The organism is Desulfomicrobium apsheronum (assembly GCF_900114115.1).
GTDB lineage: Bacteria > Desulfobacterota > Desulfovibrionia > Desulfovibrionales > Desulfomicrobiaceae > Desulfomicrobium > Desulfomicrobium apsheronum.
Map to the genome: position 1 here is coordinate 120365 of NZ_FORX01000004.1, position 23624 is coordinate 143988.

Here is a 23624-nt window from a genome sequence, read left to right on the forward strand (position 1 = left end):
TAAATTTTCTGATTTTGATTTCATTTAAACATAATTTACTGATATAATTACATGGTCATTCCAGCATATATTCTCAAACAAAACAAAAAAAGAAGCCTTCAATTCCTCCGCTAGCATGGTTGACGTGCCGTGTCCAAAAAAGTCTGCCCCCATCAGGATCGACGTCGACTGCACTCCCGCCCTTACGGACTCCGGAAGCCCACAAAAGGTCTAAGCGGGACGCGCGCCATGCGCGGCACAAACGAAAACTATTTTTTGTGCCCCGATTCGGGTATGGATTTGTGGAAACTGAACGCCGGGGAGAGGGAGACGCGAACATGTCGGTTTTGCATACGTTGAGATTGGCGGCGGTGTTGACAGGCACCCTTTGCTTCCTGATTTGGCCCTTGTCGGACCCGGCCACGTGCGCGCCGGATTCCGCCGGACAGGAAATGCGCGAACTGGAACAGGAGGGGAAGCTCACCGTCCGGGCCCTGCGTGGCTGGAACATGCTGCCAGCCCCGTTCATGCGGCTTGCCCTGGAACTGCATCAAGGCGGAATCGACATTCTCGGGGCAGACGTGCAGAAAATTTTGTCCCTGGCGCACGAGGCAAAAAGCGCGAATGCCGGGTCCCTGGCCAAACATGTCGACACCCTGGAAGCGCTGGCCAAATACATGCAGGAATTCGCGGCCCGGCAGGCGAACGCCCCCGCCGCGCCCCTGCCCAATGGACCGGAACACGCAGGCGGCGAACCGAGCACGGCCCCGCCTGTCCGGGTGCCTGGCCCGGTGCCTGGCCCGGTGCCCGTACAAGACTCTGATCTGCTCGGTACGGACGATTACGACTGGCGAAACACTCCGGACCTGCAGGCCGAGAAACAGGCCATCGGACAGCGGCAGAACGATTTCCGGCAGGCCATGGACCGCAAGGACATCGCGGGGGCTACGGCCCTCATCGCCAAGGGCCGGCGCGACGTCTACGCGGCGCTGTTCGCGGCCAACCCCGACGCCATGCCGTCGTTTGGGGCCCTGTTCGAAGCGGCGGAAATCACGTTCCTGAGTCCTCCCGCCGAGCCGGAAAAGGACCCAACGCTCAGAACTGCCGAGTATGCATTGGAACTGGACGGATTCACCTTCTATGCAAGGTGGATGAAAGATGGCGACACCTGGTTTCTGGCCGATTTTTGAAGGGGCTTGCTCATGAGGATCAAATTTTTCTGCACTGCGCTTCTGCTTCTTTTTCTTGCCTTGACGCATGACGGCCTGGCCTGGAACCAGGGAACGCATCGGCAGATCAACTACGAAGCGGTCAATGTTTTCTACAGGCAGATGGAAGGCAAGAAGAAGTATCTTCTGGGACCGTTGCCGGAAGAATTGCGCCAAAAACCCTGCCGGGGCATTGCCGTGACCAGCTCCGGCCTTGACATCGGGCATTACACGATCGCCGAGGGTTCCTTCACGATGCCGCAGTGGATCATCGTGGGCGGCGACTGGGCCGACGAACCGCACCTGTATGCCTCGGTGCGGCATTTCTACGACCCCCTTGGCCTTGTGAAGCCATACCTGACGGATCAGTTCTGGGCCCACGGAGTCCTCTATGAAGCCCCCGGCATCGATGCCAAGACATGGGGGCTGGACCACCCGGACAATCCGTTCAGCTTCCGGCAGGGGCTGACCTATTACAAGCTCGCCATGGAGGTCGACGACAGCGTTCCCCTGCCGCCCACGCTCGCCCCGAATCATTTCAAGCTCAACCTGAATCTGGCTCCGGTTGATCATGCCGACCAACGCAGCGTCTATCTCGCGTTGGCGTACCGGGCGCTGGGCGAGGCCATGCACATGCTGGGCGACATGACGCAGCCCGCGCACGTCCGCAACGACTCCCATCCCCTCGACGAACCCATCGAGACGCGCATCTTCAGCGAGCATGTCCGCGCAGCGGCCGCGGACCCTTTCCTGGATCCCCGGCTGACGCCCCTGCTGGCCAGCGCCGGCGGCACCCTCCAGGAACCCGAACGCCTGGTCCGCGAAGTGGCGAGCTTCACCAACAGTCATTTCTATTCCGAGGACACCATCCACGACAAGGCTTCCAAAATCATTCCGAACAATTACGACCCGCTCCTGGCCCACGCCTATCCGTCTCCGCAATTTTCCGATCTGCGTGAAAGCGCCACCCTCGTTCAGGGCTATCTGATCAAGCGCAGGGTCAAACGCTACGACGGCCAGGGGGGAGCCTTCGACTGGACGCGAGTGCCCATGGCGCAGGAACGGCTCAGTTTTCACTGGTTCGACCCGGACCAGTCCATCTGGAACGACCCGCTGGAATCCGCGGCCTCCTACTCGGGCGCCACGGGGCGCTATCACATCCCGAACGCCTACGCGCCGAATCAGGCCAAGGTGCTGCTGCCCATCGCCATCCATGCCAATGCGGATCTGATGGACATGTTTTTTCCGACCATGGAGCTTGTCTCGACTTTTGCCGAAAAAGGCGTGGAAAAAGGGGATGCACCAAGCGGGGCCGAGTATTCGAGGTATGTGATCGAGGTCGAGACGGACATGACGCACCACCAGGAGCAGGACGTGGCCTGGAAAGCCTATGGGCTTGCGATCGAATACACCGGTCCGGCGACGCTGGTCATCGCCCGCGACGGGAAGCCGGTCAGCAGGCGCGCGCTGCATTTCCGGAAGGGCAGGCTCGAAGCCATCGAAAAGGCCGACGGCACCCTTGAGAAGAAGAAATTGCGTCTTTACTCGACTCTGGGCGAACACGCCCTGACTGAGGAAGAGGAATTCTATGGCATCGAGGACGGCCAGACGGCCCATGTGGAGATCGAAGCGGGAACAAGGCGCTTCAAGAGCGAACCCTTTACCTACAAGAAAAAGGACACAACGGTCGTCATCCAGCCGCCGCGCATCGTGACATACGAGATGGCCGAGGGCGCCACCCAGGTCACGCACGAGTTCGAGGCGACCGCCCGCCCCGATGACGCCTATCGTTTCGTGTGGGACTTCGGCGACGGAGCGACCTTCTCCGAAGACCTGCGGCCCGGCGTCTCGTCAAAGATCAGTCATACCTACACGAATCTGAAGGCCAAAGACCGCTTCCATCCCGAAGTCAGGCTGGAAAGCACAAGTGGCGCCGCGCTGGCCAAGGACGCCGTAACCATCGACATTACGGAAAAAGAGGACGTCGCCGAGCCCGCTCCGGCGACAGCAGAAGGCGGCGGACGCTGGATGCTGACCAGGACCTGGCAGGACATCCTCGAAAGCTCCCGTTTCAACACCGTCAATGTTCAAGGTACGGAGACATCCGCCTCGATCCATATCTCCGTGAAGGATCGCAGCGCCACCTGGGTATTCGACTACGGGGCCAGCTGGTCGCCGCTGCCGGTCTCGGCCGCGCCGAGAGAAGAGGTGGAAATCCTGCTCAAAGTCGACAGGGCGGAAGGATCAACGGGGCCGGTCTGGTCATGCGGGCTCGAAATTTACGACGGCCGCCACAAGGATCACAACTATCCGCCGCCCAAGGCGACCTTTTTGGCCTCCGGATTCAAATGGCATTCTCTTTGGGTCGCCAAGGATCCCAAGGTTACGCAGACAACCTACAATCTGTCTTTTGGAAAGAACCCCAAGAAGGGAGACAAGCAGGTGGTGACGGTTCGTTTCGTGGGCCATGGCTGCGGAGCGGCCATCGCCAATGGCGCCGTTCACCAGTATTACGAGTACACCTTTCAGCCCTGAAAACACCCGGAAACGCTCGCGTCTCCGGCACGGGACATCGATGAGCACGCCTGCCTGCGGATCAGTTGGTGGTCGTGGCCTGGGAGAGGCGCAGACCGGCTTCAGGGGCTTTGGCCTGATCCATGTCGGCCGTCAGCTGCGTCACCCTGGCCTTGAAGGCGGCGCGATCCTTCTTGGAAATGGAGGACATGATCGGGATGGGTGCCGTGACCGGATCGACGGGGCGTCCCGCGACGTGGAACTCGTAATGCAGATGCGGGCCGGTGGACCGACCGGTGTTGCCGGACAGGGCGATCTTGTCGCCGCGCTTGACCCTTTGCCCCTTGCGGACCAGAAATTTGCTCAGATGCAGGTAGCGGGTCGAGTAGCGATCGCTATGCCGGATTTCGATGTATTTGCCGGCGAAACGGTGCTGGAGGGTACGCGTCACCACGCCATCGCCCGGGGCGAATATGGGCGTGCCCACGGACATGCGGAAATCGGCGCCGTTGTGCGGGGAGACCCTGCCGGTCACCGGGTGACGCCGCCTGGGGTTGAAGGCTGACGACAGCCGCTGGCTGCACTTGAACGGATAGCGGACAAAGGCGCGCATGAGGCTGTTGCCCTCGCGGTCGTAGTACTTGCCGTCCGAGAACAGATAAGCGTCGTAAGTCCGTTTCCGGCAGAGGATGCGGATGCCCAGGATCTGGCTCTCGCCCGCGAACTCGTCGCCGACGAACTGCTGCCTGCGCACGACCTGAAACGTGTCCCCGGCCTGCAGGTCGCGGCGGAAGTTGATGCGTCCCTTGAGCAGATCCGCGATGCTCGCCACTTCCTGATCATTCAGGCCCGCGCTCTGGGCGGAGACGAAAAAGCTGCCCTCGATGCCGCCGGCCAGGGTCTGTTGCACCCAGGTACCGGGATGGATGACTTCCTCGAACTCGAAATTTTCCGCGTCAACCCGGCGATAGACGACCTGCCGGGCCGGATTCACTGAAAGCACCATCCGTTCCAGACTCCAGTCGGCATTGAACGTAAACGTCAGCGTGTTCCCGGGGCGCAGGATGTCCAAGGCCAGGAGCTGCTCGTCGGCGTCCATGATCTGGAACAGGGTCGTCTGGGAAATGAGGTGTTTATCGAAGATGGAACTCAGGGTGTCCCCGTCCTGGATCAGGCATTCCTGCACGGGCTCCCGTTTGGGCGGTTCCGGCACGTCGGCCGCGACCGCCGTGGCGTTGTCCATGGTGGCGTTGCCCATGGTCGAGTTGTCCATGGTGGCGTTGTCCGTGGCGACGGAGTCCTCGGCGGGGCTGCCGAACACGTCGAGGACATCCTGCCGATGCGTCCATGCCAGATACACTGCGCAAACAATGACCAGACCGGCCAGGAGGATTGGGATGAGCCGGCGGCGGCGCGCCAGTTTCCGTTTGTCGTTGATATAGTAATTTTTCATGGAGTATTGCGATTGTATTCGGGGTCGGCCCATGGTCCGGGCCCAAGGGCGGCGCCGCGTCTTCAGCGATGCAAGGAAGTGCCTGCAAAAATAATCAGCGTGGGTCAAGCCTTACGAAAAAGCGACATGGCAAGCAAACCATTGCCGTGGCTTCATTGCCTTGACTCCAGCGCCCAGAATGCGGCAGGTCAGGCAAACGCCACCTTACTATAATCGCCGACAGCATCCCGCAATCGTCGGCCGGTTCAATCGGGGCAACACCAACACCCTCCTATGCATGACATTGTTCTCACCACGCTGAATGCCCGGTATATCCACCCCGCCATCGGGCTGCGCTACCTGCATGCCAATCTGCATGACCTGCGGCCACGGGCCGTTGTCCAGGAATTCGTCATTTCGGAACAACTGGTCGACATTGCTGAAAAAATCCTGGCGCACCGTCCCAGAATCATCGGCCTTGGCGTCTACATCTGGAACGGAAAGGAATGCGAACAGCTGGTGCGCATTCTCAAAACCCTCGCGCCCGAGACGCTGCTTGTTCTTGGCGGGCCGGAGGTCAGCCATTTTCCGCATCGGCTCGATTTTTCCATGGCCGACCACGTGATCTGCGGCGAAGGGGAAGAGCGATTTTATCAGCTCTGCTGCGCGTATCTTACAGGCGGCACCGGGATGCCCCGGATCATCACGGCCAGCCCGCCCGATCCGGACCGCCTTGTCATGCCTTACGCCCTGTACACTGACGAAGACATTGCCCACCGGGTCATTTATGTGGAAGCGTCCAGGGGATGCCCCTTTTCCTGCGAATTCTGCCTGTCCTCCATCGACAAAAAGGTCCGCTATTTCGACCCGGACCGATTTCTGCGCGAACTGGCCACGCTCTGGGAACGGGGGGCGCGCAACTTCAAGTTCATCGACCGGACTTTCAACCTGAGCATGCAGCGGGTCGGGCCGATCCTGGATTTTTTCCTGCGGCAGGAACCGCCGTTTCTGGTCCATTTTGAGGTTGTGCCCGAACATTTTCCCGATGAATTGCGGGAGCAGCTTGCCCAGTTTCCTCCGGGCACCCTGCAACTGGAAGTCGGCATCCAGACCTTGAACGCGGATGTAGCCGCGTCCATTCACAGGCGGCTGGACATGGACAGGATCACGGCCAACCTGCGCTTTCTGGAAGAAAAGACCAATGCCCATCTGCATGTGGACCTGATCATCGGGCTGCCCGGGGAAAGCGCGGACAGCTTTGGCCGCAACCTGAATCGGCTGGCCAATCTGACCAGGGCCGAAATCCAGCTGGGCGTCCTGAAAAAACTGTCCGGCACCACCCTGAACAGGCACGATGCCGTGCATGGCATGACCTATCTGCCATATCCCCCCTACGAAATCCTGGCCAACGACCTGATTGATTTCAAAACCATGCAGGACTTGAAACGCATGGCCCGGTTCTGGGACCTGCTCTATAACAGCGGGAATTTTAATGGCAGTGTGCGCCTGCTGTGGCCGGATCAGGATGTCTATGCGGGATTTCTGCGGTTTTCGAAATGGCTGTACGGCGCGACCCTGTCCACCTGGCAGATTGCCTTGAAACGCCTGGCGGAACTGCTTTTCGCCTACCTGACCGAGGAGCTTGGGCTATCTGATAATGAGGCGGCCAACGCCATTGCCGCCGACCTTCTGAAAGTCAAGGGCCGACCCTTGCCCCTGGTGATTTCGGACAACATGACTTTCCATCCCAGGTCGCTGGAAGCCAGAAGCACATCCGGCCCCGGAAAGAGGCAGGCCAAGCATCTGGAGTGACGTACGCTGCTCATGCCCAGGGAATTGCAGCGATTATTCGGCTCGTGGACGCAAAAGATCGGTCGATACGTATCCTCTTTCCGCCCTCATGCCGGATGGCGCTCTTCCGCCGCGCCCTTCATGCCCTCCTTGACATAATTCCCGCAAAGAGCCGAAGAAGACGTTCCGCCGACGACGGATGCCCGCCATCCGGATGCTTGCGGCAAAATCGGCCCTCAAACTCAAGGAGAATCCGCCATGGAACAGAAAAAAGACGTCTGCCCGAGTTGCGGCAAGGAAATACCGCACCCCGTGCTGTATCGGTGCATCAGCTGCTTTGCGAAGTATTGCGTGGAATGCGAAGGGTCGGAGTCCGGCATCCGCTGCCCCAAATGCGGACAGTCCGGACGCATGGTCCTGGACCAGTGCAAGTAGGCAGGGCGCGGCTCAGGCACGGCTGCCCCCCCAGAAGGGCCGTCCGATCGGGACGGCCCGGCCGGAAAGGAAGACGGGCGGGGCTTACGGCCTGACGATGATCCCCGTGCCGTGCAGGTCGGACAAGGGGACGACGAACACCCCCTGCTCCTCGCAGAACTCCCGGACGGCCTGCCTTACGCCGTTGAATCTGGCGTTGTTGTAGTCGTGGATGATGATGTATCCGCCGTGCGACATGCGCGGGTAGAAATAATGCAGGCCATCGAGAATGGGCTTGTAGAGATCCGCGTCCAGGCTGACAACGGCAAATTCCTCATCCAGCCCCCTGGTCGTTTCCGGAAAATATCCGACCCGGAACACGGCCCTGTCAGAAAATGGCAGCCTTTCGCGCACCGCTTCGACGCTTGTGTCCGCAAAGTCCCCCACTGCCGCCCGTGAAAATTTCCCATCCCCCTCTACCGCCACGTCTCGCGGATCGAACCCGCTGAAGGTGTCGAAGAGGTAGAGGTCGCGCTCTGGAAAGAGCCGGTTCAGTTCCACGGCGAAGGCCCCCCGATATACGCCAAGCTCGGCCACGGCCCCGGGCACTCCCCGCTCCCGCACTTCAACGGCGATCATCTTCAGCGCGGCCAGGCGCAGGTCGAAGGTCTGACGCAGCTCCGGTGCCGTCACGACCCGCGCGGTGACGTTCATGGCTTTAAGACGCGCCCGCACCTCGGCGCAGGCATCCTTGTTGAGCATGGAGATAAAGACGGCGTCGGGCGCAAGCCCCGGGACAGCCTCGGGCGGGACGACGGGGATTGCGTCCACCATGCCGCCCCATTTTTTTTCATCGCTGTCACAATAGGCCCTGACGGTGATGTCGGCATGCAGCAGGCTCGCGATCATGCGTCCGCCCTGCCCTGTACCCCAGATGATGACGTCCTTCATGTCCATCCCCCCCTTTTTTTCAAGAATGTGCCGGACTTCCGTCTGCGGCAAGGCCATGGGATACCGTCCGGGACCGGAGCCGTCAAAGGCATTATGGGAGATTTGACGCGATGCCCGCCATGGCTGAACGCTTGCCTGATTGTGCAACCCCATCTAAAATAAGAAGTTTACCAGGCCTGGATGGACATGCTCAGGGACCACAACCTGAGGTTGCATGCCTTCCACCTGGAAATGGCAAACCGTATCGCGGTTAACCTGCCAACACTCTCACGCTTTTAATGCTCTGTCGGCCAGACTTGAGGCGGGCATGAGCGAGGACACCACCAGATGCGTTTCGGACTGCCCGAAGAGGCCATCCAGGAAATCCAGGCCGCCCTGGCCCTTTACCCTGAGGTGGAAAAGGCCATCCTTTATGGCTCCCGCGCCACGGGCGCGTTCAAGCCCGGCTCGGACATCGAACTGACCCTGGTCGGCGAAAAGCTGACCCACAATCACCTTTTGGGCATCATGAGCGACCTTGACGACCTGCTCCTGCCCTGGATGATCGACCTGTCCCTTCTCGCCGCCATCGACCGCCCCGGACTACGCGACCACATAGACCGCGAGGGGCAGACGCTCTACGAGCGCTAAAGGCTACTTCCAGCCGCCCTGATACGAACCCAGCTTCCTGCCGTCCCGATGGAAACAATGGCCGGAACATCCGGATTGGCGGTCTTGACCGCCTTGAAGAGATCGCCTGGTTTGTTCCCGTCCCAGATCAGAATTGCATTGGCAACCTTTTCCAGATTTTCCAATGAGGTGCCGTTCGCCTGAATCGGCGCAACACATTGGAGTGCGATGACAAAAAATACACATATATAAAAAAAGACTGCGCATAATCTGCTCCGGGGAGTGATTTGATGGACTTCATTCAGTAAAAACTGGATAGAAAAATGTCTCGACAGGTCAAAAAATTGCAGTAAACTTACCTATGGGCCTTTGCGTGACACAGTAATGTTTTTCGATTCCATTTCTGTGCCCAGGACGTCACCACACAGAATCATCACAGAAAAGATCAAGACGCTATCGACTCTCAGCATGAACAATAAATGGCCCGTCATGAATTCTTTGAAAAGAATAGTGAATTATACCGATTCAAATCGTGCTTGTACGCCAATCCAGGTGAAAAACAAAAGATGCAAAATTAATCAGCAATTTCACCAGTTATCCGCAAAAACCGCCTCGGGCAAGCCAAAGGACTGTTCCGGAGCGCTCCCGATGCAAGCGCAATTGCAATTTCAACTAAACTCGCATATAATTCCTAATTAAAACCATTTATATGGAGTCAGCGCCGCATGAGCACGTCAAATTGCGTTCAAGCAGGGGCCAGCTTTCGTGCCTCACTCTTTCTTTTGATCCTTTGCATCCTCAGCGTCACATCGGCTCACGGGCAAAGTGGCAAGAGTTCCGAAACGGCAACGGCCGGTTCTGGCACCACTGTTTCGCAAGGAACCGATCCAGCGGCTGCCGCCTCCCAGGCAGCCGGAGCGGATGAGGTCCTGCGCGGCCTGGCCGAAAAGAACGCCCTGACGGTCCGCGCCCTGGTCGGCTTCGGCCGCATCCCCGCCGCCGACATGGCGCCCCTGGCCGGACTGCGTGGCAAGGGGATCGACGTGCTCGGTGCGACTCCCGAACAGCTAGAAACCATCATCAAGGAGCACGGCGCGACGCTCACCCCTGCGGAGCGTGACAGCCTGGGCCGGGTCGCCGAGACCATGCGCGAGGCTGGAGCGGCTGAAGCGGCTGCGGACAGCACACCGCTGGAGACGGCCACCGCTGTCGCGGAAAGTGCCCCGGGCGATGACGAAGCCCTGGAGGCGGAGCTGGCCGCGATCCTGGCCGAAGAGGTCCCGGAAATCCCGGCGCAAGAGGACGAATCCGCGCCGAGCCAGGACAACACCGTTGCCAAGACAGCAGGCGCCACCTTCACCGCCTCAAACGTCGAGCCGGCCACCCTGCCACCCATGAAGCCCGCCCCTTTTCTGGACATCAACGCCCTGACCCCAACCCAGTGGGACGGTGCCGTGGCCGCAGCCATGGAAGGCATGCGCATGGTCTACGGCCCCATGTCCGAGGCCGAGGAGGAATCCTTCCGCAAGACCTGGGGCGTGCTGCGCCAGTACCCTTCTCCGGACGCCGTGGACTACCTCAACCAGTTCAACCCGCTCTTGGGCGAATTTCTGTCCCTGCGCGGCGCCGTGGCCGAAGCCGGAGCTCGGCTTGAAGAAGCCGTGGAGGAGATCGCCTGGGCGGCCGAGGCCGACGACCCGGCCCTGGCCATGGATGCCATGACCCTGGCTAGGCAGCACCGCAACACGATCCTGTCCTGTCAGAAACGCCTGGACGAGGTCGTGACCGAACTCGTGGCCCTGGGCAATCCGCCCGACGGCAAGACCCTCATGGCCGAAGGCCAGCAGCAGTACAAAAGCGCCAAGGATTTCCTGCGGGCCCTGGTAGAGCAGCCTGGGCCCGAGGGCGAATGGATCGGATACGTGGTCTACCCCAAGGGCTTCGTGGTGCTGGACGGCGAGGTCATCAAGAAGCAGCCGAACCATTTCCTGATTTACTCACACGGAGAGCCCAAGGAGTACTCCTGCATATCCCTGGATACGGGCAAGTACGAGGAAAAAGAGCACAAATTTGTCGAGGAGGTCGACCTGAGCAGCGTCGACCTCCTGTCCAGTATACAAGGTGATACACTCAACCACACCTTCACCGACGAGGACGGGGATACATGGACCGTCCACGCGCAGCGCTACACGGGCGGAGAGATGCCCTTGTTCCCGGACAGTTCCCTGGAAGTGTTCGAGGAAGCGCGTGCAAAAAATGACCGCGAACATGCGGAACGCCTGGAGGCGGCCAAGCTTATCGAAGACCCCGATGCGCACCTGAAGGAGGTCCTCGGAGCGGGCATCAGCCATGGAATGAGTGATAACTCCATCCAGGAGGCCCTGGCCCATTACCGCATACGTCCGGCTTTTCATGCGGCGGCTGTGAAATGGGCAACCATGGGCGATGCAATGGCCGACTCCGAGGAGGCCCGCCTGCGCCAGTTCGACGCCCTGGTGGCTGGCGGTGCGCCACAGCAGGTCGCCGAAGCGCCTGTCCCGAAACAGGCGCCGCAGGAAGAAAAGAAAGAGGAAGAAAAGCCCAAGGAAGCGCAGGAACCCGAGGTCGCGATCGGCCCAGAAGACACTCCCCTGCATATCGTCGATGACCAGCCCGCCGAGGAGAGGCGCGTCATCGACCAGGAAGCCATTGATTTCCACTCGGCCAACGTGGCCATCATCCAGCGCAACATGGACCGGGACATCGCCGACATCACAAAGGAGACGAACCCCGACCGGCGCCATGACCTGGAGATGCGCGTGCTGAATGCCAAGGCCAACCTCCAGTCCGAACAGGACCGCATCGAATCCCTCAAGACCGGCGTCATCGTGCACACCCGCTCCGAGTGGGACGACTTCGCGCGCAGCCAATTCATTCAGAACATCGCCGCTGACCAGCGCAAGATGGAGAAGGTCGATCGGGCCATGAAGAAAGCCCTGTCCATGGCCGACACCCTGCCCTACGACAAGGCCGCAAAGGTGCGCGAGATTGTGGCCAAGGGCTTCAGCCCCGAGGTCATGACGGCCACGGACACGGACAAGGCGTCGGCGGTCATCAAGGATGTCTACACCGTGGCCACGGGCCACTGGGAAGGCGAAAAGAAAAAGGCCGACGCTGACGCCGAGTGGGCCGACACCTGTCTGCAGACTGCGGAAACGGTCAAGAGCACCGCCGACAAGACCCTCATGGGCCTGTCCTTCATCGGCGGTCCGGCCGTGAACCGGGTCTACCAGGGTGCGGTCGGCTACATCGAAGGTGGCCCGAAGGAGGCCTTCCTGCGCGTGGGCGGATCCTACAACCAGCTCACCGGCATCGCCGTGGACGGCTACAGGGGCTTCGAAGCCGCCGTGGAAAACGGCGGCGGCTGGGAGGAAGGCATCAAGGGCGCAGGCTGGGAAGTGGCCCAGGGCATCGTCATGGACAAGGCCATGGGCTTCGTGGCCAACGGAGTGTCCCGGGGCTATGGAGCCGTGAAGGGCCGTGGGGGCGCACGCACCCCCGACGCCCCGGGCGCCACTGGCAAGGTCGCCGCTCCCGAAGGCCAGATCACCAAGGCCGTGGCCAAGGCCAAGCCCGCGGGCGTGCCCGACGACGGCTTCAACCGCCCCCTGACCGCGGCCGAACACCAGGTCTATAAAGAGCAGATAGTCGACGCCCGGTTGCGGGTCACCTCCTACAAAAAAACCTTCAACAAGCTGCAGCAGGCCCGCAGGGAAAAGGCTCCGCCCACGGAGATCAAGAAGATCCTGCGCGAACTCGACGTCCACTCGACCAGGATACACGCATCGCCCCAGGCCAAGATGATGATGAAGTCGCACCAGCGCAGCCCAAAGAACAAGGAGATGGTCAAGCGCTTCGTGAACAGCATGGACCGGGTCCACAACCGGGTGCAGAAACGCTTCCACGAAAAAATGGACGCCGAGTGGGACCGCGAGGGCCTCGCTCCAATCCGCAACGCCGACAGCGGCAAGAGCGTCAACACGGACTACGACATCGCCCGGCAGGTCAAGTTCGACGAAAACGGGCTGCCCATCGCACCCAAGAAGAACGGCCGCCCCGTTCCCGAAAGCCTGTGGCAGGTCGAAGCCCAGAATAAATGGGAAGAGTCTTTCCATGAAGTCACGGGCCAGAGTCCCAAGCGCTCCTGGGAAAATGTGACGACCAGCGGTCACTCCGAAGCCTACAAGGATCTGACCGTCATCGAAAAGAATGGCATCCTGCGGGCCAACAAGGCCTGGGCCGGGCAGACCTCCGACGTCAACCAGTTCAAGGGCGACCACCTGCGCAGCGACGATAACTTCAGCCGTATCGAGAAACATGTGGAGATCTCGCGCAGCACGTCCAAGGAATGCCAGAAGCGCCTCAAGCCCCTCATGGAGGCCAATACCCCGCCCAAGACGGACAAGGCCAACTACGATGCCTTCATGAAACACAAGAACTACTGGGAGAAGATGAACGAAGTCCTGGAGGGCATGGGCTCGGGCCGTATCGACCCGCTGGAGGGCGACCGCCGCATCCGCCTGCTGTCGGGCGGCAAGAGTTCGCTTGAAGTGACGCATGACCTGCGCAACTTCCTGGAGTCGCTCATAAAATTTGGCAAGTCGTCCTGACAAGACTCGGAACCAGATATTGACGCAGACAAGCCGGGAGTTGCGCGCAATCCTCCCGGCTTGTCTGCGCCAATCTTTACTCTATTGCGCAGCTTCCGCTATCGCCCTTTGATTAAGGGCTTACTGTATTTTTGCCTCAGAAAAAAAGTATCGCTTCAAACGCATATCACACCCCGCATGCCCGAGCCTTTCTTCCATTGTGACCGAAAAAAGCCTTCTTCAAAGAATTGATCTGCCTCCGGACGTGTTCAATCCAGTTGAAATTGCAATTTCAGACGAACTCTTCTATGTTTAAAATCTAAAACTATTCACAGGGAGTCTATGCCGCATGATCTTCTGGAAGTTCATCCAGTTCCAAGGCCACATTCACTCCGTTCTGATGCTCCTGTGTTGGGCACTGTTCGCAACCATAATTCCGGCACAAGGCGTGAACGCGTCCGAGACGGCAACTACCACCCAGCCCGGCGTCCCGCAGGACACGGACGCAGCCTTGCGCGACTTGGCTGAAAAGAACGCCCTGACCGTGCGGGCGCTGGTCGGCTACGGCCGGATTTCCGCTTCCGCCATGGCCCCCCTGGCTGGGCTGCGCGGTAAAGGCATTGATGTGCTCGGAGCCACGCCGGAACAGCTCGACGTCATCCTGCAGGAACACGGTGCGACCCTGACATCCGAGGAACGCAAAAGCCTGGACACGGTCGCCAACGCCATGCGCGATGTCGGGACGGTGGTCACCACCGCCCCGCCGGAGGCAGCCCCGGCCGACATGGATGTCGCTGGCGACGTTGACGACGATCTGCTCAACGAAGAAGTGGCCATCATGCTCGCCAGCGATCCGGGGCCCGAGGATTGGGACTGGCCCGCCGAAATCGCGCATTTTCCCGCTGTCGCCGTCTCCCTCACCGCCTCCAATGTCTATCCCGTCGCGCTTCCTCCCATGAAACCAACCCCCTTCCTGGACATCAACGCTCTGACCCCGACCCAATGGGACGGAGCCGTGGCTGCGGCCATGGAAGGCATGCGCATGGTCTACGGCCCCCTGTCCGACGCCGAGGAGGAATCCTTCCGCAAGACATGGGGCGTGCTGCGGCAGCACCCTTCCCCCGAGGCAGTGGAATACCTGAACAGATTCAATCCGCTGCTTGGCGAGTTTCTTTCCCTGCGCGGCGCTGTGCCCGACGCCAGCGCCCGGCTTGAGCACGCCGTGGAACAGATCAGTTGGGCCATGGAAGCCAACGATCCGGCTATGACCTTGGAGGCTCTCACCCTGGCCAGAATGCACCGCAACACCCTCCTGTCCTGCCAGAAACGCCTGGACGAGGTCATCGCCGAACTGATCGCCTTGGGCGACCCGCCCGATGGCAGGGCCCTCATGGCCGAAGGCCAGCAGCAGTACAAGCGCGCCAAGGATTTTCTGCGCTCCCTTGTGGAAGAAAGCGGGCCGGAGGGCGAATGGGTCGGATACATCACCCACCCAGGCGGTTATGTGGTTTTGGAAGATAAAGTCATCAATAACTCGCCCTTCCACGCCCTGATCTACTCTGTTGGGGAGCCCAAGGAGTACTTTTGCCTTCTTCTCGAGCCAGGATCCAACTGGGATGAGGACTTCGAAAACGAGGTGTACACCTATGTCGACAACATCGACCTGACAAAGTTCGATTTGGTGGCCAGCATTCAGGGCGATACATTGAACTACTCCTCAACGGACGAGGATGGCGAGACCTGGAGCTTTCACGCCCAGCGCTACACGGGCGGACCGCTTCCTACGTTCCCGGATTTGTCGCGAGAATTGTTCGAGGAAGCGCTCGTAAAGAACGAACGGATAAAGGAGGAGCAACTGGCCAAGGTCGGCCAGACGGACTCTGCAAAAAAATCCTTCGACCGGGTGCTCGACGCGGGCGTCAGCCATTTTATGAAAAAAAAATTCATCGAAAATGCCCTGGCCCACTACCGCTCACGCGAGGCCTTCCACGCGGCCGCCGTGAAATGGGCCGCCATGGGCGACGAGATGGCTGGCTCCGAGGAGGCCCGCCTGCGCCAGTTCGATGCACTGGTGGCCGGAGGTGCCCCGCAGCAGGTCGCCGAAACGCCGAAAGCAAAGGACAAAGCCCAGGAGCCAAAAGAGAAGGAAAGCAAGGAATCAGCGGAACCCGCGCCCATGATCGCCCAGGGCGACACGCCCCTGCACATGGTCGATGACCAGACCGAGGAGGATCGGCGCATCATCGACCAGGAGACCATCGATTTCCACTCGGCCAACGTGGCCATCATCCAGCGCAACATGGAAAAAGACATCGCCGAACTCGCCAAGGAAACGAACTCCGAACGCCGGCACGACCTGGAGATGCGCGTGCTGAACGCCAAGGCCAACCTTCAGTCCGAGCAGGACCGTATCGAAACCCTGAAAACCGGCGTCATCGTGCACACCCGCTCCGACTGGGACGATTTTGCGAGGAGCCAGTTCATCCAGAAAATCGCCGCAGACCAGCGCAACATGGAGAAAGTGGACCGGGCCATGAAAAAAGCCTTCGCCATGGCCGACACCCTGCCCTTCGACAAGGCCGAGCAGGTGCGCAAAATCGTGGCCAAAGGTTTCAGCCCCGAGGTCATGACCGCCACGGACACTCAAAAGGCGTCACAGGTCATACGGCAGGCTTACGAAGTGTCCATGGACCACTGGGAAGGGGAAAAGAAAAAGGCCGACACCGACGCCGAGTGGGCCGACATCTGCCTGAAAACTGCGGAAATGACCAAGAGCGTCGCGGACAAATCCCTCATGGTCCTGTCTTTTGCCGGCGGCTCGGCCGTGAACCGGGTCTACCAGGGAACGATCGGCTACGTTGAGGGCGGTCCCAAAGAGGCTTTTCTCCGCGTTGGCGGGTCCTACAATCAGCTCACCGGCGTCGCCGTGGACTCTTTCCGGGGCTTCGAGGCTGCCGTGCAGAGCGGAGGCGGCTGGGAGGAAGGCTTCAAGGGCGCGGGCCTGGAAACGCTCAAAGGCCTCGCCATGGACGCGGCCATGCAGCTCGGTGTACGCGGGGTTGCCAGTGGCTACGGCGCAGTGAAAAACTTCAAGAAATCTCGCGGGGGAAATGTTCCGGCGACAGCGCCCAAGACCTCCGCAGGCAAAATGGCCGCAGCCGACGCCCCGCCTTCCGGGGCCAGGGCCAAACCGGCGGGCATCCCTGACGACGGCTTCAACCGGCCCCTGACCGAGGCCGACCGCCAGGTCTACAAGGCGCAGATGGCCGACGCCCGAACACGGGTCACATCCTACAAGAAGACCTTCGACCAGTTGCAGAAAGCGCGGCGGGAAAAGGCTTCGCCGACAGAGATCAAGAAAATCCTGCGTGTGCTTGACGACCGCTCGGCCAAGATCCACGCCTCGCCCCAGGCCAAGATGATCATGAAGACCCACCAGCGAAGCCCCAAGAACAAGGAGATGGTCAAGCGCTTCGTGAACAGCATGGATCGCGTCCACAATCGCGTGGAAAAAACCTTTCACCAAAAGATGGGTGCCGACTGGAGCCCCGAGGACCTCACCCCGATCCGCAATGCTGACCAGGGCAAGACCGTAAATACGGACTTCGACATCGCCAGACAGGTCAAATTCGACGCCAACGGGCTGCCCATACCGCCCAAAAAGAACGGTCGCCCCGTGCCTGAGAGCCTTTGGCAGGCCGACGCCCAGAAAAAATGGAATGATTCTTACCGGCAGGTCACGGGCCAGGACCCCAAGCGCTCCTGGGAGACCGTGACCACGGGCGGGCACCCGGAAGCCTACAAGGATCTGGCGCTCATCGAGAAAAATGGCGTTTTGCGGGCCAACAAGGCCTGGGCCGGACAGAGCGCCGACGTGAACCAGTTCAAGGGCGACCATCTGCGCGGCGACCCCAACTTCAACCGCATCGAATCGCATGTGGAGATCGCCCGCAGCACGGCCAAGGAATGCCAGAAGCGCCTCACGCCTCTCATGGAGACCAAGGCCCCGCCCAGGACGGACAAGGCCAACTTCGAAGCCTTCACAAAGCATAAGGAATACTGGGAAAACATGAACCGGATCATGGACCAGATGGGCTCGGGCCGCATCGACCCCCTGGAGGGCGACCGCCGCATCCGCCTGCTGTCGGGCGGCAAGAGCTCGCTTGAAGTGACGCACGACCTGCGCGACTTCCTGGAGTCGCTCATCAAGTTCGGCAAATAGGGACCTCCGACTGCAACAACGCGCGAGCGGCCGGGAAACGATACTCCCGGCCGCTCGCGCGTTGTTGTAACCGTGTACGCTATTGGCCTTTGATCAGGGGCTGTCTGCCCTTGGCCTCGGCAAAGGGCATCCATTCATAGGTGTAACGGGCCCCGTATTTCGGCACCAGCCCCAGGCCCGTGGCATGCCACAGGCCCACGTCGATGGTGTGCACATCCTTGCCCCGAAGGATCATGGCGCCGGCCTGACGCACTCTCCCGGGCTCCAACTGGGGCGAGAAAGAAACATCGACGGTCTCATCGGCAACCCGCGTGCCCTGCCCCATGACGCTCGCGTCGAGGATGATGAACATCCCGACGCTGCTTTTACCCTTGCGGTCAACAAAGCCCTCGTTGCGCGAGTACGAGGCGCCGATTTTCAGCGACCCGTCGACATCGGCCTCGAAATGGCGCGGCAGCGAGAACTCCACGCCGCCCGTGCGCGTTTCGGTGCCCTTGTCCTTCCAGCGGATGACCTCCGTGTACTGCAGCCGGAATGCCGTGGGGCTTGCGGACGACTCGATGAACTTGTCCATGTGCTCGGGCAGGCCCTCAAAGCTGTATTTCCCGAACTGCTCGATGTTGTAGGGCTCGATCCGGGTCAGCGCCCAGACGTTCCCGGCCGGCTCGCCGCGGATGTCCAAGTCGAGAAAGCGTTTGTCCAGCTTGAAGGAGATCGTTCGCTCCGCTTTTGCCGGGTCGTCGCTGTCCGCCCCCGGCTTGAACAACAAGAGCGTGTTGGGCGCGCCGCACTCCAGGTAGCCGAGCACCGTCATCTCCACGTCCACCGGAGCGGGGTCCTCGTCCAGGGCAGGCAGCCTGTGCGTCCAGCCCTCGCCCGTGGCGAAGGCGACCTGCCCGTCGCCGCCGATATGGGCAAAGCGCAGGACGTAGCCCGCGTAGGTGCGTTCCGTGAACTCGTCGGGCTGGCTCTCGAAGATGCGGATGCGACAGCGGGTGTTCATGGGCTCGCACATCTTGTCCAGGGCGTTGGCCGCCTCTTCGCTGAAGCGGGTCAGCATGTAGCGCTGGATGCGCGGCAGGACGCTGGCGTTGAGGCGCTTGTAAAGATCCCGGCGGGCCACGGCGTTCAGGTACTCCCGTTCCTTGGGCGTGGCTTCGTAGTTGAAGCGCCGTCCGGCTTCAAGCACCGTGAAGATGTCGTTTTCGCCATGATTCCAGTAGCCGGTCACATACTGCTCGATGTCGCTCTGCATGCCGCTGTAGGCGGCCTGGAACGCGCTGGTCGGGTCGGACGGGTTCTTCATGGCCTCGTCGTAATGCCTGGCGAAGTTCCGGTACCACCCGTCATCGGTGATGTAATAATTGCTCCCTGCGGAATAATAGGCCGCGTGCACGGCCTTGATCGTCGCGCTGCGCACGGCCTGGGCCTCTTCCACCAGGCTGTCCAGGGTAAACCCGAAGATGTAGACGGCGGCGAAACCGAGGTTCAGCGCATAGGCTCGCGCCGAAGTCACGTAGGGCCCGCGGATGAGCGAGGCGATGGTCGAGACATTACCCAGGATGTTCTTGTAGACTTGAACTCCGGTCTCCCTGTGCTGCAAACCCTTGGTCGTCACGTCGTCATAGGTCTGCACCGCAGCGATGAGCAGGTTCGCGTAGCCCGCGTTGGTCGCGATATTGGTCGACAGTTTGCCGCCGAACTCGCCAAAAAACGACCCCAGGGCGCCCGCGAAAGCCCCGCCCCCGGTGCCGATGTGGGTGAAGGCCTCGATGCCACCGACCACAGGGCTCAAAAAATCGATGTACGCGCTGAGTACCCCCTTTTCCTCCTCCACGCGGCCGCTGGACACGAAATCGCTGACGACCTGCGTCGAGGCCTCGAGGTCGAAGACCGCCCTGCCCCTGGCGTAGTCGACCACCTTCATGGTCGCTTCCTTGGTCCCGGAGCTGACGATGCCGAAGATCTCGCCATCGGGGCCTGCGCTTCCGGTCAGCAGTTGCGAACCTGCGGCGGATTGCGGCGGATCGGCAAGCGGGGCTTGAGCAGGGACGGTCTCACCGCTCACGTTCCCCACGGTCGGGGAAGAAACCGCCTGGGCCTCGATTTCCCGGAACAACTCACGGGTCTGCGCCAGTCCTGCCCGCTGCTCTGGCGTCAAATCCAGTTTGCCGCTGGCGGCATCGGCCAGCCAGGTGTCGATCTGCGCACCGTTCGCCGAAAGGGCGTCCAGCTTTCCTTTGGACCGTAGTTCCAGAATGAGCTTCCGATGCCCCTCATCCAGAAGCCCGAAGCCCTGCAGGGCCCTGACGGTCAGTTTGCCCTCCCGAGACAGTCCCAGCAGCTTGGCGTCCACATCGGCAGCAAGGGGAGAGGCCGCCATACCGGAAAGCGGAAGGCTGGCCAGAACAAACAGCAGACACGCAAAAACGATTCGTTTCATGAATGTGCTCTCGAAAAAAAAGTACGATATTCTGTTCAGTTGGCCCCGACGAGGCGCACCAGCGTGCCGTGATCCGGCTCGGGCGCGCGGCAGCGGGGGCATGGGCCGCTTCCCAGACCGTAGAGGCTGCCGCAGGCCAGGCAGACGCGGCGGTCGCCGTCAAGCGAGACCTTCTCCGGAACCTCCAGGCCCGAAACCTTGAAAACTCTGTCACCGGGCTTGAAATATTCGTACAGCCCCTGGGAGAGATGCTGGGTGCAAACCTTGCCGTCCCTTGTCCGAATCCTGGCCATGGGCTTATAGGAAATGTCGTCGTGCTGGTCACCGTCACGGCGCACGCGCACCTTTTTCATGAACAACTCCTCCACCACCCCGACCCAGCTTTTCACCGTCTGCTTGCGCGACCACTTGGCCAAGAGAAAGGTCACCACGGCCGCGAAGCCGAAGGAATAAATCACGTCTTCGTTTATCTCACCCATCTCCCACCAGATCACGCCAAGGATCACGGGCAGGACCAGCGCGAAGAAGCCCCAGGCGTAGATGCGCGAATGACGGCCATAGGTCAGCACCCAGGCCTTGGTTTGCTCCGGGGTCAGCGGAGCCGTTCCCGGAGAATGCTTTCTAGTCGAAGCTCTTTTTTCTGCAGCCATGACACCTCCTGTATTCTCATAAAATGGCCCGCTCCTGGTGGGGAAGCGGGCCATTTTTTCAATCCAGCGCAATGCTCTCTCGCCTGAAGTGCGTCCCGTCGATGGCCAGATACTCAAGACCACCTTCCACGAACATCGCGCGAGGCGGAATGAGGTCATGGACGCGGTCCTCGCCGCCGAACACGACAATGTGCATCTTCTTGTCCTTGTCCCTGGCGAAGTACACGAAGGCCTTTCCGTCGGGGCTGAACTGCGGCGGCTCTTCGTCATAGATTTCCCGGAACTCCGGCCCGGCCTCGCCGTCGAGGTAGGCGCGCCAGAACTTTTTCTGCTTCTCCAGCCACGCCACCCGCGAGCCGTCCGGGCTGAAAACGATGGACCGCGGCTTGCCGCTACCCCGCCCGATCTCCTTGCCGTCCACGACGATAACGTACTCCTCGTCGTTCAGCTGGAAACCGGCGGCCCAACGGCTGCCGTCGGGACTGAAGGTCTGGGCGGCCACATCCTTCAAGGGGCCGAAACCGTGGGAGACGACCTTCCCGTCCACCACCAGGAACGCATCATCGTCCCCACGAGCCTCGTAGATATGACGCGATCCGTCGGCACTGAAGGTCGCCGGGTTCCATATCTTCTTGAAATCGGGGCCGATCTGTCCTTTGACGACCATGCAGTCCATGTCCTCGCCCTGGGGTGCAACAAAGGCGTAGTTGTATCCATCCGGGGTCACGGTGAACTGGGAGCCATACCCCATGGAGGGTTTGAGCTCCTCACCGTCGCGGATCAGATAGCGGTCGCCGCCCTCCTTCTCGGCCACGTACCACATGTCCGAGCGACCGCTGGTGCGTACGATACCACTGTGGATTCCTGCGTACCTGGCCCCCGTCACGCCTTCGGCGGTCACGACCATGGCGTAGTTCTTGCCTGACTCGTCCTTGCCGCGCTCCACCCAGGCCGCCTTCCCGTCCGGGCCGATCACGCCCTTCTCCACGCGGTCAGGCGTCTCGCGCACCTGGCTCCCGTTCAGGAACACCCGGTAGACACCGCCCGTTTCGCCACCCACGAGGATGCTAGCCCCGTCGTCGCTCAGGTCCATTGTCTCAATGTCGTCAAAGACGGGACCCTGGGCCCCGTTGTGGATAGGGACGACTTTTTCCCCCACCTCGGCCTCGTAGTAGAAGGCTTCGCCGTTGGGACTGAAAAGCATGGTGTAGGTCTTGATGTCGTCATACCACGGGCCGGGCTGGCCGTTGACGAACATGCGCTTTCTGCCCTTTCTTTCGCCGTCGACCCAGGCCACGTGGCGCAGGTCGTCGGAGAGCCTGAGGGCCCCTTCGTCCAGGGCGTACTGTGGCAACTCGAAATCGAACTTTTCCGCTGCCTGCACCGGGGTCCCGGCAGAGCCGTCCCCGCCGGAAATGGGCTCGTCACTGCCTACGGCATAGAGGGACCCGGAGCGTTCATAGACATCGCCAGGCATGGCCGCCAATACCCAGCCGATGCGATGGTACTCGTACTTCAGAACGCCGAGCTCGTGTTCCCCGACATATTTTTTCAGCCGATAGGCCATGTACACGCCCACGGCCCTGGGGCCAACGGGCCGACCCGTCCCGGGATCGAGGCGAGGAGTCCAGCTGAGCGAATCAAGCTCTTTCTTGAAGTCGATTTCGGCGTCACCCCTGGCTTCGTCGAAAGGATGGAACAGCACTGACTTGCTCGCTACACGGTACGAAACCTTGTCCTTGATCTCCTGCTCGCTCAGGGTGACGGCAGGGTTCTCCGGGGCGTCCACATGGATGACCACGGGGGTGTCCGGCGTGGCCACGCCCAGGACAAGATCGTACGGACTGTTCGTATCACCCGTTTTTCCAGGATCAGGCAGCTGACTCGTCCTCTGTTCGAAATAACCCTTTTCCCTGGCGAGAATATCCGGATTGTCCGGCAAGAGCGCGGGAGCCGCGTGTTTGAACCAAGGGTCCACCGAGACATTCTTCAGGCCCTCCACCCGCAGCTTGACCCGGTAGGTGCCGGAAACCTGATAATTGATCGGAAACTCGACTCCGTCCTCGGGTCCCTCGTCGGTGGGTAGCGCCTGATTCGGGGCTTTGGCCTTTTCCGGCTCGTCCGCCGCAGCCACGGGCTGCTGCGATGGGGCGTCCGGCGCTTCGGGCGTGGACGGCTCCGACGCGCTGACCGGGTCCGGGGCAACAGCCTCCGCCTCAGGGGTTGCCGCGACATCGGCGGAACCCTTTTCGGGAACCGCACCGGGCACGGCAACGGGTCCGTCCGACTCCTGGGCCCAGCGCACGCCTGCGCTGCGCACCAGGGTTCCCGCTGGCACGGACGCGCCCGGGGCCGGAGGGGCCCAGTCGAGATGTTCCCCGCCCTCCATAAAACCGACCAACTCCGTCAGCTCCGCCCCGTACTGTTCCAGGGCCGCATCGGCGCTCCACTGCCGGACCTGATCAAGGTCAGCTCCCAGAAGGTCGAGACTGGCCTCCTGGCGCATCCTCTGGGCGAGGTTCATGTATTTGTCCGGCAAGCGGCCCCATCCACGCAGTGCGCGGACCGTGACCTTGCCCTGCTGCTCCATCTGCAGGAGGCCGTCCGGGCCGGTGGCGATCTCCGTGTCCGGAGATGAATCGGGTGCAGATAAAGCAATCCCCGACGCAATCAAAAACACAAACACTGCCAGCATTGTCGCAAATAAACGCATGCAGGCCTCCTTTGCCTATCAGTAATTAAAAAAATATATCTACACTCGACTTGTCTGCACAAAAAATCAA

Annotated in this window: 13 protein-coding genes; 7 read left to right on the forward strand and 6 right to left on the reverse strand. The window is 60.8% G+C overall.

What is annotated here, in order from left to right:
• Positions 1–317 precede the first annotated feature (317 nt).
• Both BMZ40_RS06155 and BMZ40_RS06160 read left to right on the forward strand, forming a co-directional pair.
• Positions 318–1169 carry a hypothetical protein gene (locus BMZ40_RS06155; protein WP_092373228.1) on the forward strand — a complete coding sequence of 284 codons (852 nt, stop codon included), beginning with the start codon at positions 318–320 and terminating at the stop codon, positions 1167–1169.
• Positions 1170–1181: 12 nt separating this feature from the next.
• Positions 1182–3722 carry a hypothetical protein gene (locus BMZ40_RS06160; RefSeq protein ID WP_092373229.1) on the forward strand — a complete coding sequence of 847 codons (2541 nt, stop codon included), beginning with the start codon at positions 1182–1184 and terminating at the stop codon, positions 3720–3722.
• 61 nt (positions 3723–3783) lie between these two features.
• Here BMZ40_RS06160 and BMZ40_RS06165 read toward each other — a convergent pair whose 3' ends face one another.
• Positions 3784–5154: a peptidoglycan DD-metalloendopeptidase family protein gene (locus BMZ40_RS06165; protein ID WP_143075559.1), complete on the reverse strand. Its 1371-nt coding sequence runs from the start codon at positions 5152–5154 to the stop codon at positions 3784–3786.
• A 273-nt stretch (positions 5155–5427) separates the two neighbouring features.
• Between BMZ40_RS06165 and BMZ40_RS06170 the strand changes: the two genes are divergently transcribed.
• Together BMZ40_RS06170 and BMZ40_RS19515 are read left to right on the forward strand one after the other, a co-directional pair.
• Positions 5428–6945 carry a B12-binding domain-containing radical SAM protein gene (locus BMZ40_RS06170; protein WP_092373231.1) on the forward strand — a complete coding sequence of 506 codons (1518 nt, stop codon included), beginning with the start codon at positions 5428–5430 and terminating at the stop codon, positions 6943–6945.
• Positions 6946–7182: 237 nt separating this feature from the next.
• A complete protein-coding gene (locus BMZ40_RS19515) occupies positions 7183–7359 on the forward strand; it encodes a hypothetical protein (protein ID WP_153304607.1) in 177 nt (58 codons plus the stop codon).
• An 84-nt stretch (positions 7360–7443) separates the two neighbouring features.
• Here the strand turns inward: BMZ40_RS19515 and BMZ40_RS06175 are convergent, their stop codons facing one another.
• Positions 7444–8346, reverse strand: coding sequence for a TylF/MycF/NovP-related O-methyltransferase (locus BMZ40_RS06175; protein WP_218143740.1), 903 nt, complete (start codon positions 8344–8346; stop codon positions 7444–7446).
• A 270-nt stretch (positions 8347–8616) separates the two neighbouring features.
• Here BMZ40_RS06175 and BMZ40_RS06180 point away from each other — a divergent pair, with 270 nt between their 5' ends.
• The gene (locus tag BMZ40_RS06180) at positions 8617–8919 is read left to right on the forward strand and encodes a nucleotidyltransferase domain-containing protein (RefSeq protein WP_092373232.1); all 303 of its coding nucleotides are present in this window, start codon (positions 8617–8619) and stop codon (positions 8917–8919) included.
• On the opposite strand, the gene BMZ40_RS19520 is transcribed toward BMZ40_RS06180, so the two are convergent.
• Positions 8916–9083, reverse strand: a complete 168-nt coding sequence (locus BMZ40_RS19520) for a hypothetical protein (protein ID WP_177193044.1) — start codon at positions 9081–9083, stop codon at positions 8916–8918. The two genes, BMZ40_RS06180 and BMZ40_RS19520, sit on opposite strands and share 4 nt — an antisense overlap.
• Before the next feature lie 540 nt (positions 9084–9623).
• Between BMZ40_RS19520 and BMZ40_RS06185 the strand changes: the two genes are divergently transcribed.
• Both BMZ40_RS06185 and BMZ40_RS06190 read left to right on the forward strand, forming a co-directional pair.
• Positions 9624–13547: a hypothetical protein gene (locus tag BMZ40_RS06185; RefSeq protein WP_092373233.1), complete on the forward strand. Its 3924-nt coding sequence runs from the start codon at positions 9624–9626 to the stop codon at positions 13545–13547.
• A 328-nt stretch (positions 13548–13875) separates the two neighbouring features.
• Entirely contained in the window at positions 13876–17748 is a 3873-nt protein-coding gene (locus BMZ40_RS06190) for a hypothetical protein (RefSeq protein WP_092373234.1), read from the forward strand.
• 79 nt (positions 17749–17827) lie between these two features.
• Here the strand turns inward: BMZ40_RS06190 and BMZ40_RS06195 are convergent, their stop codons facing one another.
• From BMZ40_RS06195 to BMZ40_RS06205, 3 genes are read right to left on the reverse strand one after another with little or no spacing between them, the layout of a single operon-like run.
• The gene (locus BMZ40_RS06195) at positions 17828–20191 is read right to left on the reverse strand and encodes a hypothetical protein (RefSeq protein WP_092373235.1); all 2364 of its coding nucleotides are present in this window, start codon (positions 20189–20191) and stop codon (positions 17828–17830) included.
• A 35-nt stretch (positions 20192–20226) separates the two neighbouring features.
• Positions 20227–20841: a hypothetical protein gene (locus tag BMZ40_RS06200; protein WP_092373236.1), complete on the reverse strand. Its 615-nt coding sequence runs from the start codon at positions 20839–20841 to the stop codon at positions 20227–20229.
• Positions 20842–20899: 58 nt separating this feature from the next.
• Complete coding sequence (locus BMZ40_RS06205) at positions 20900–23554, reverse strand: hypothetical protein (RefSeq protein ID WP_143075560.1); 2655 nt, start codon at positions 23552–23554, stop codon at positions 20900–20902.
• Between the last annotated feature and the right edge of the window lie 70 nt (positions 23555–23624).

Excerpts from the sequence above, each read along its gene's own strand:
- BMZ40_RS06155 (WP_092373228.1), top strand. The coding sequence starts at position 318 with ATGTCGGTTTTGCATACGTTGAGATTGGCGGCGGTGTTGACAGGCACC.
- BMZ40_RS06160 (WP_092373229.1), top strand. The coding sequence starts at position 1,182 with ATGAGGATCAAATTTTTCTGCACTGCGCTTCTGCTTCTTTTTCTTGCC.
- BMZ40_RS06165 (WP_143075559.1), bottom strand. The coding sequence starts at position 5,154 with ATGAAAAATTACTATATCAACGACAAACGGAAACTGGCGCGCCGCCGC.
- BMZ40_RS06170 (WP_092373231.1), top strand. The coding sequence starts at position 5,428 with ATGCATGACATTGTTCTCACCACGCTGAATGCCCGGTATATCCACCCC.
- BMZ40_RS19515 (WP_153304607.1), top strand. The coding sequence starts at position 7,183 with ATGGAACAGAAAAAAGACGTCTGCCCGAGTTGCGGCAAGGAAATACCG.
- BMZ40_RS06175 (WP_218143740.1), bottom strand. The coding sequence starts at position 8,346 with ATGGCCTTGCCGCAGACGGAAGTCCGGCACATTCTTGAAAAAAAGGGG.
- BMZ40_RS06180 (WP_092373232.1), top strand. The coding sequence starts at position 8,617 with ATGCGTTTCGGACTGCCCGAAGAGGCCATCCAGGAAATCCAGGCCGCC.
- BMZ40_RS06185 (WP_092373233.1), top strand. The coding sequence starts at position 9,624 with ATGAGCACGTCAAATTGCGTTCAAGCAGGGGCCAGCTTTCGTGCCTCA.
- BMZ40_RS06190 (WP_092373234.1), top strand. The coding sequence starts at position 13,876 with ATGATCTTCTGGAAGTTCATCCAGTTCCAAGGCCACATTCACTCCGTT.
- BMZ40_RS06195 (WP_092373235.1), bottom strand. The coding sequence starts at position 20,191 with ATGAAACGAATCGTTTTTGCGTGTCTGCTGTTTGTTCTGGCCAGCCTT.
- BMZ40_RS06200 (WP_092373236.1), bottom strand. The coding sequence starts at position 20,841 with ATGGCTGCAGAAAAAAGAGCTTCGACTAGAAAGCATTCTCCGGGAACG.
- BMZ40_RS06205 (WP_143075560.1), bottom strand. The coding sequence starts at position 23,554 with ATGCGTTTATTTGCGACAATGCTGGCAGTGTTTGTGTTTTTGATTGCG.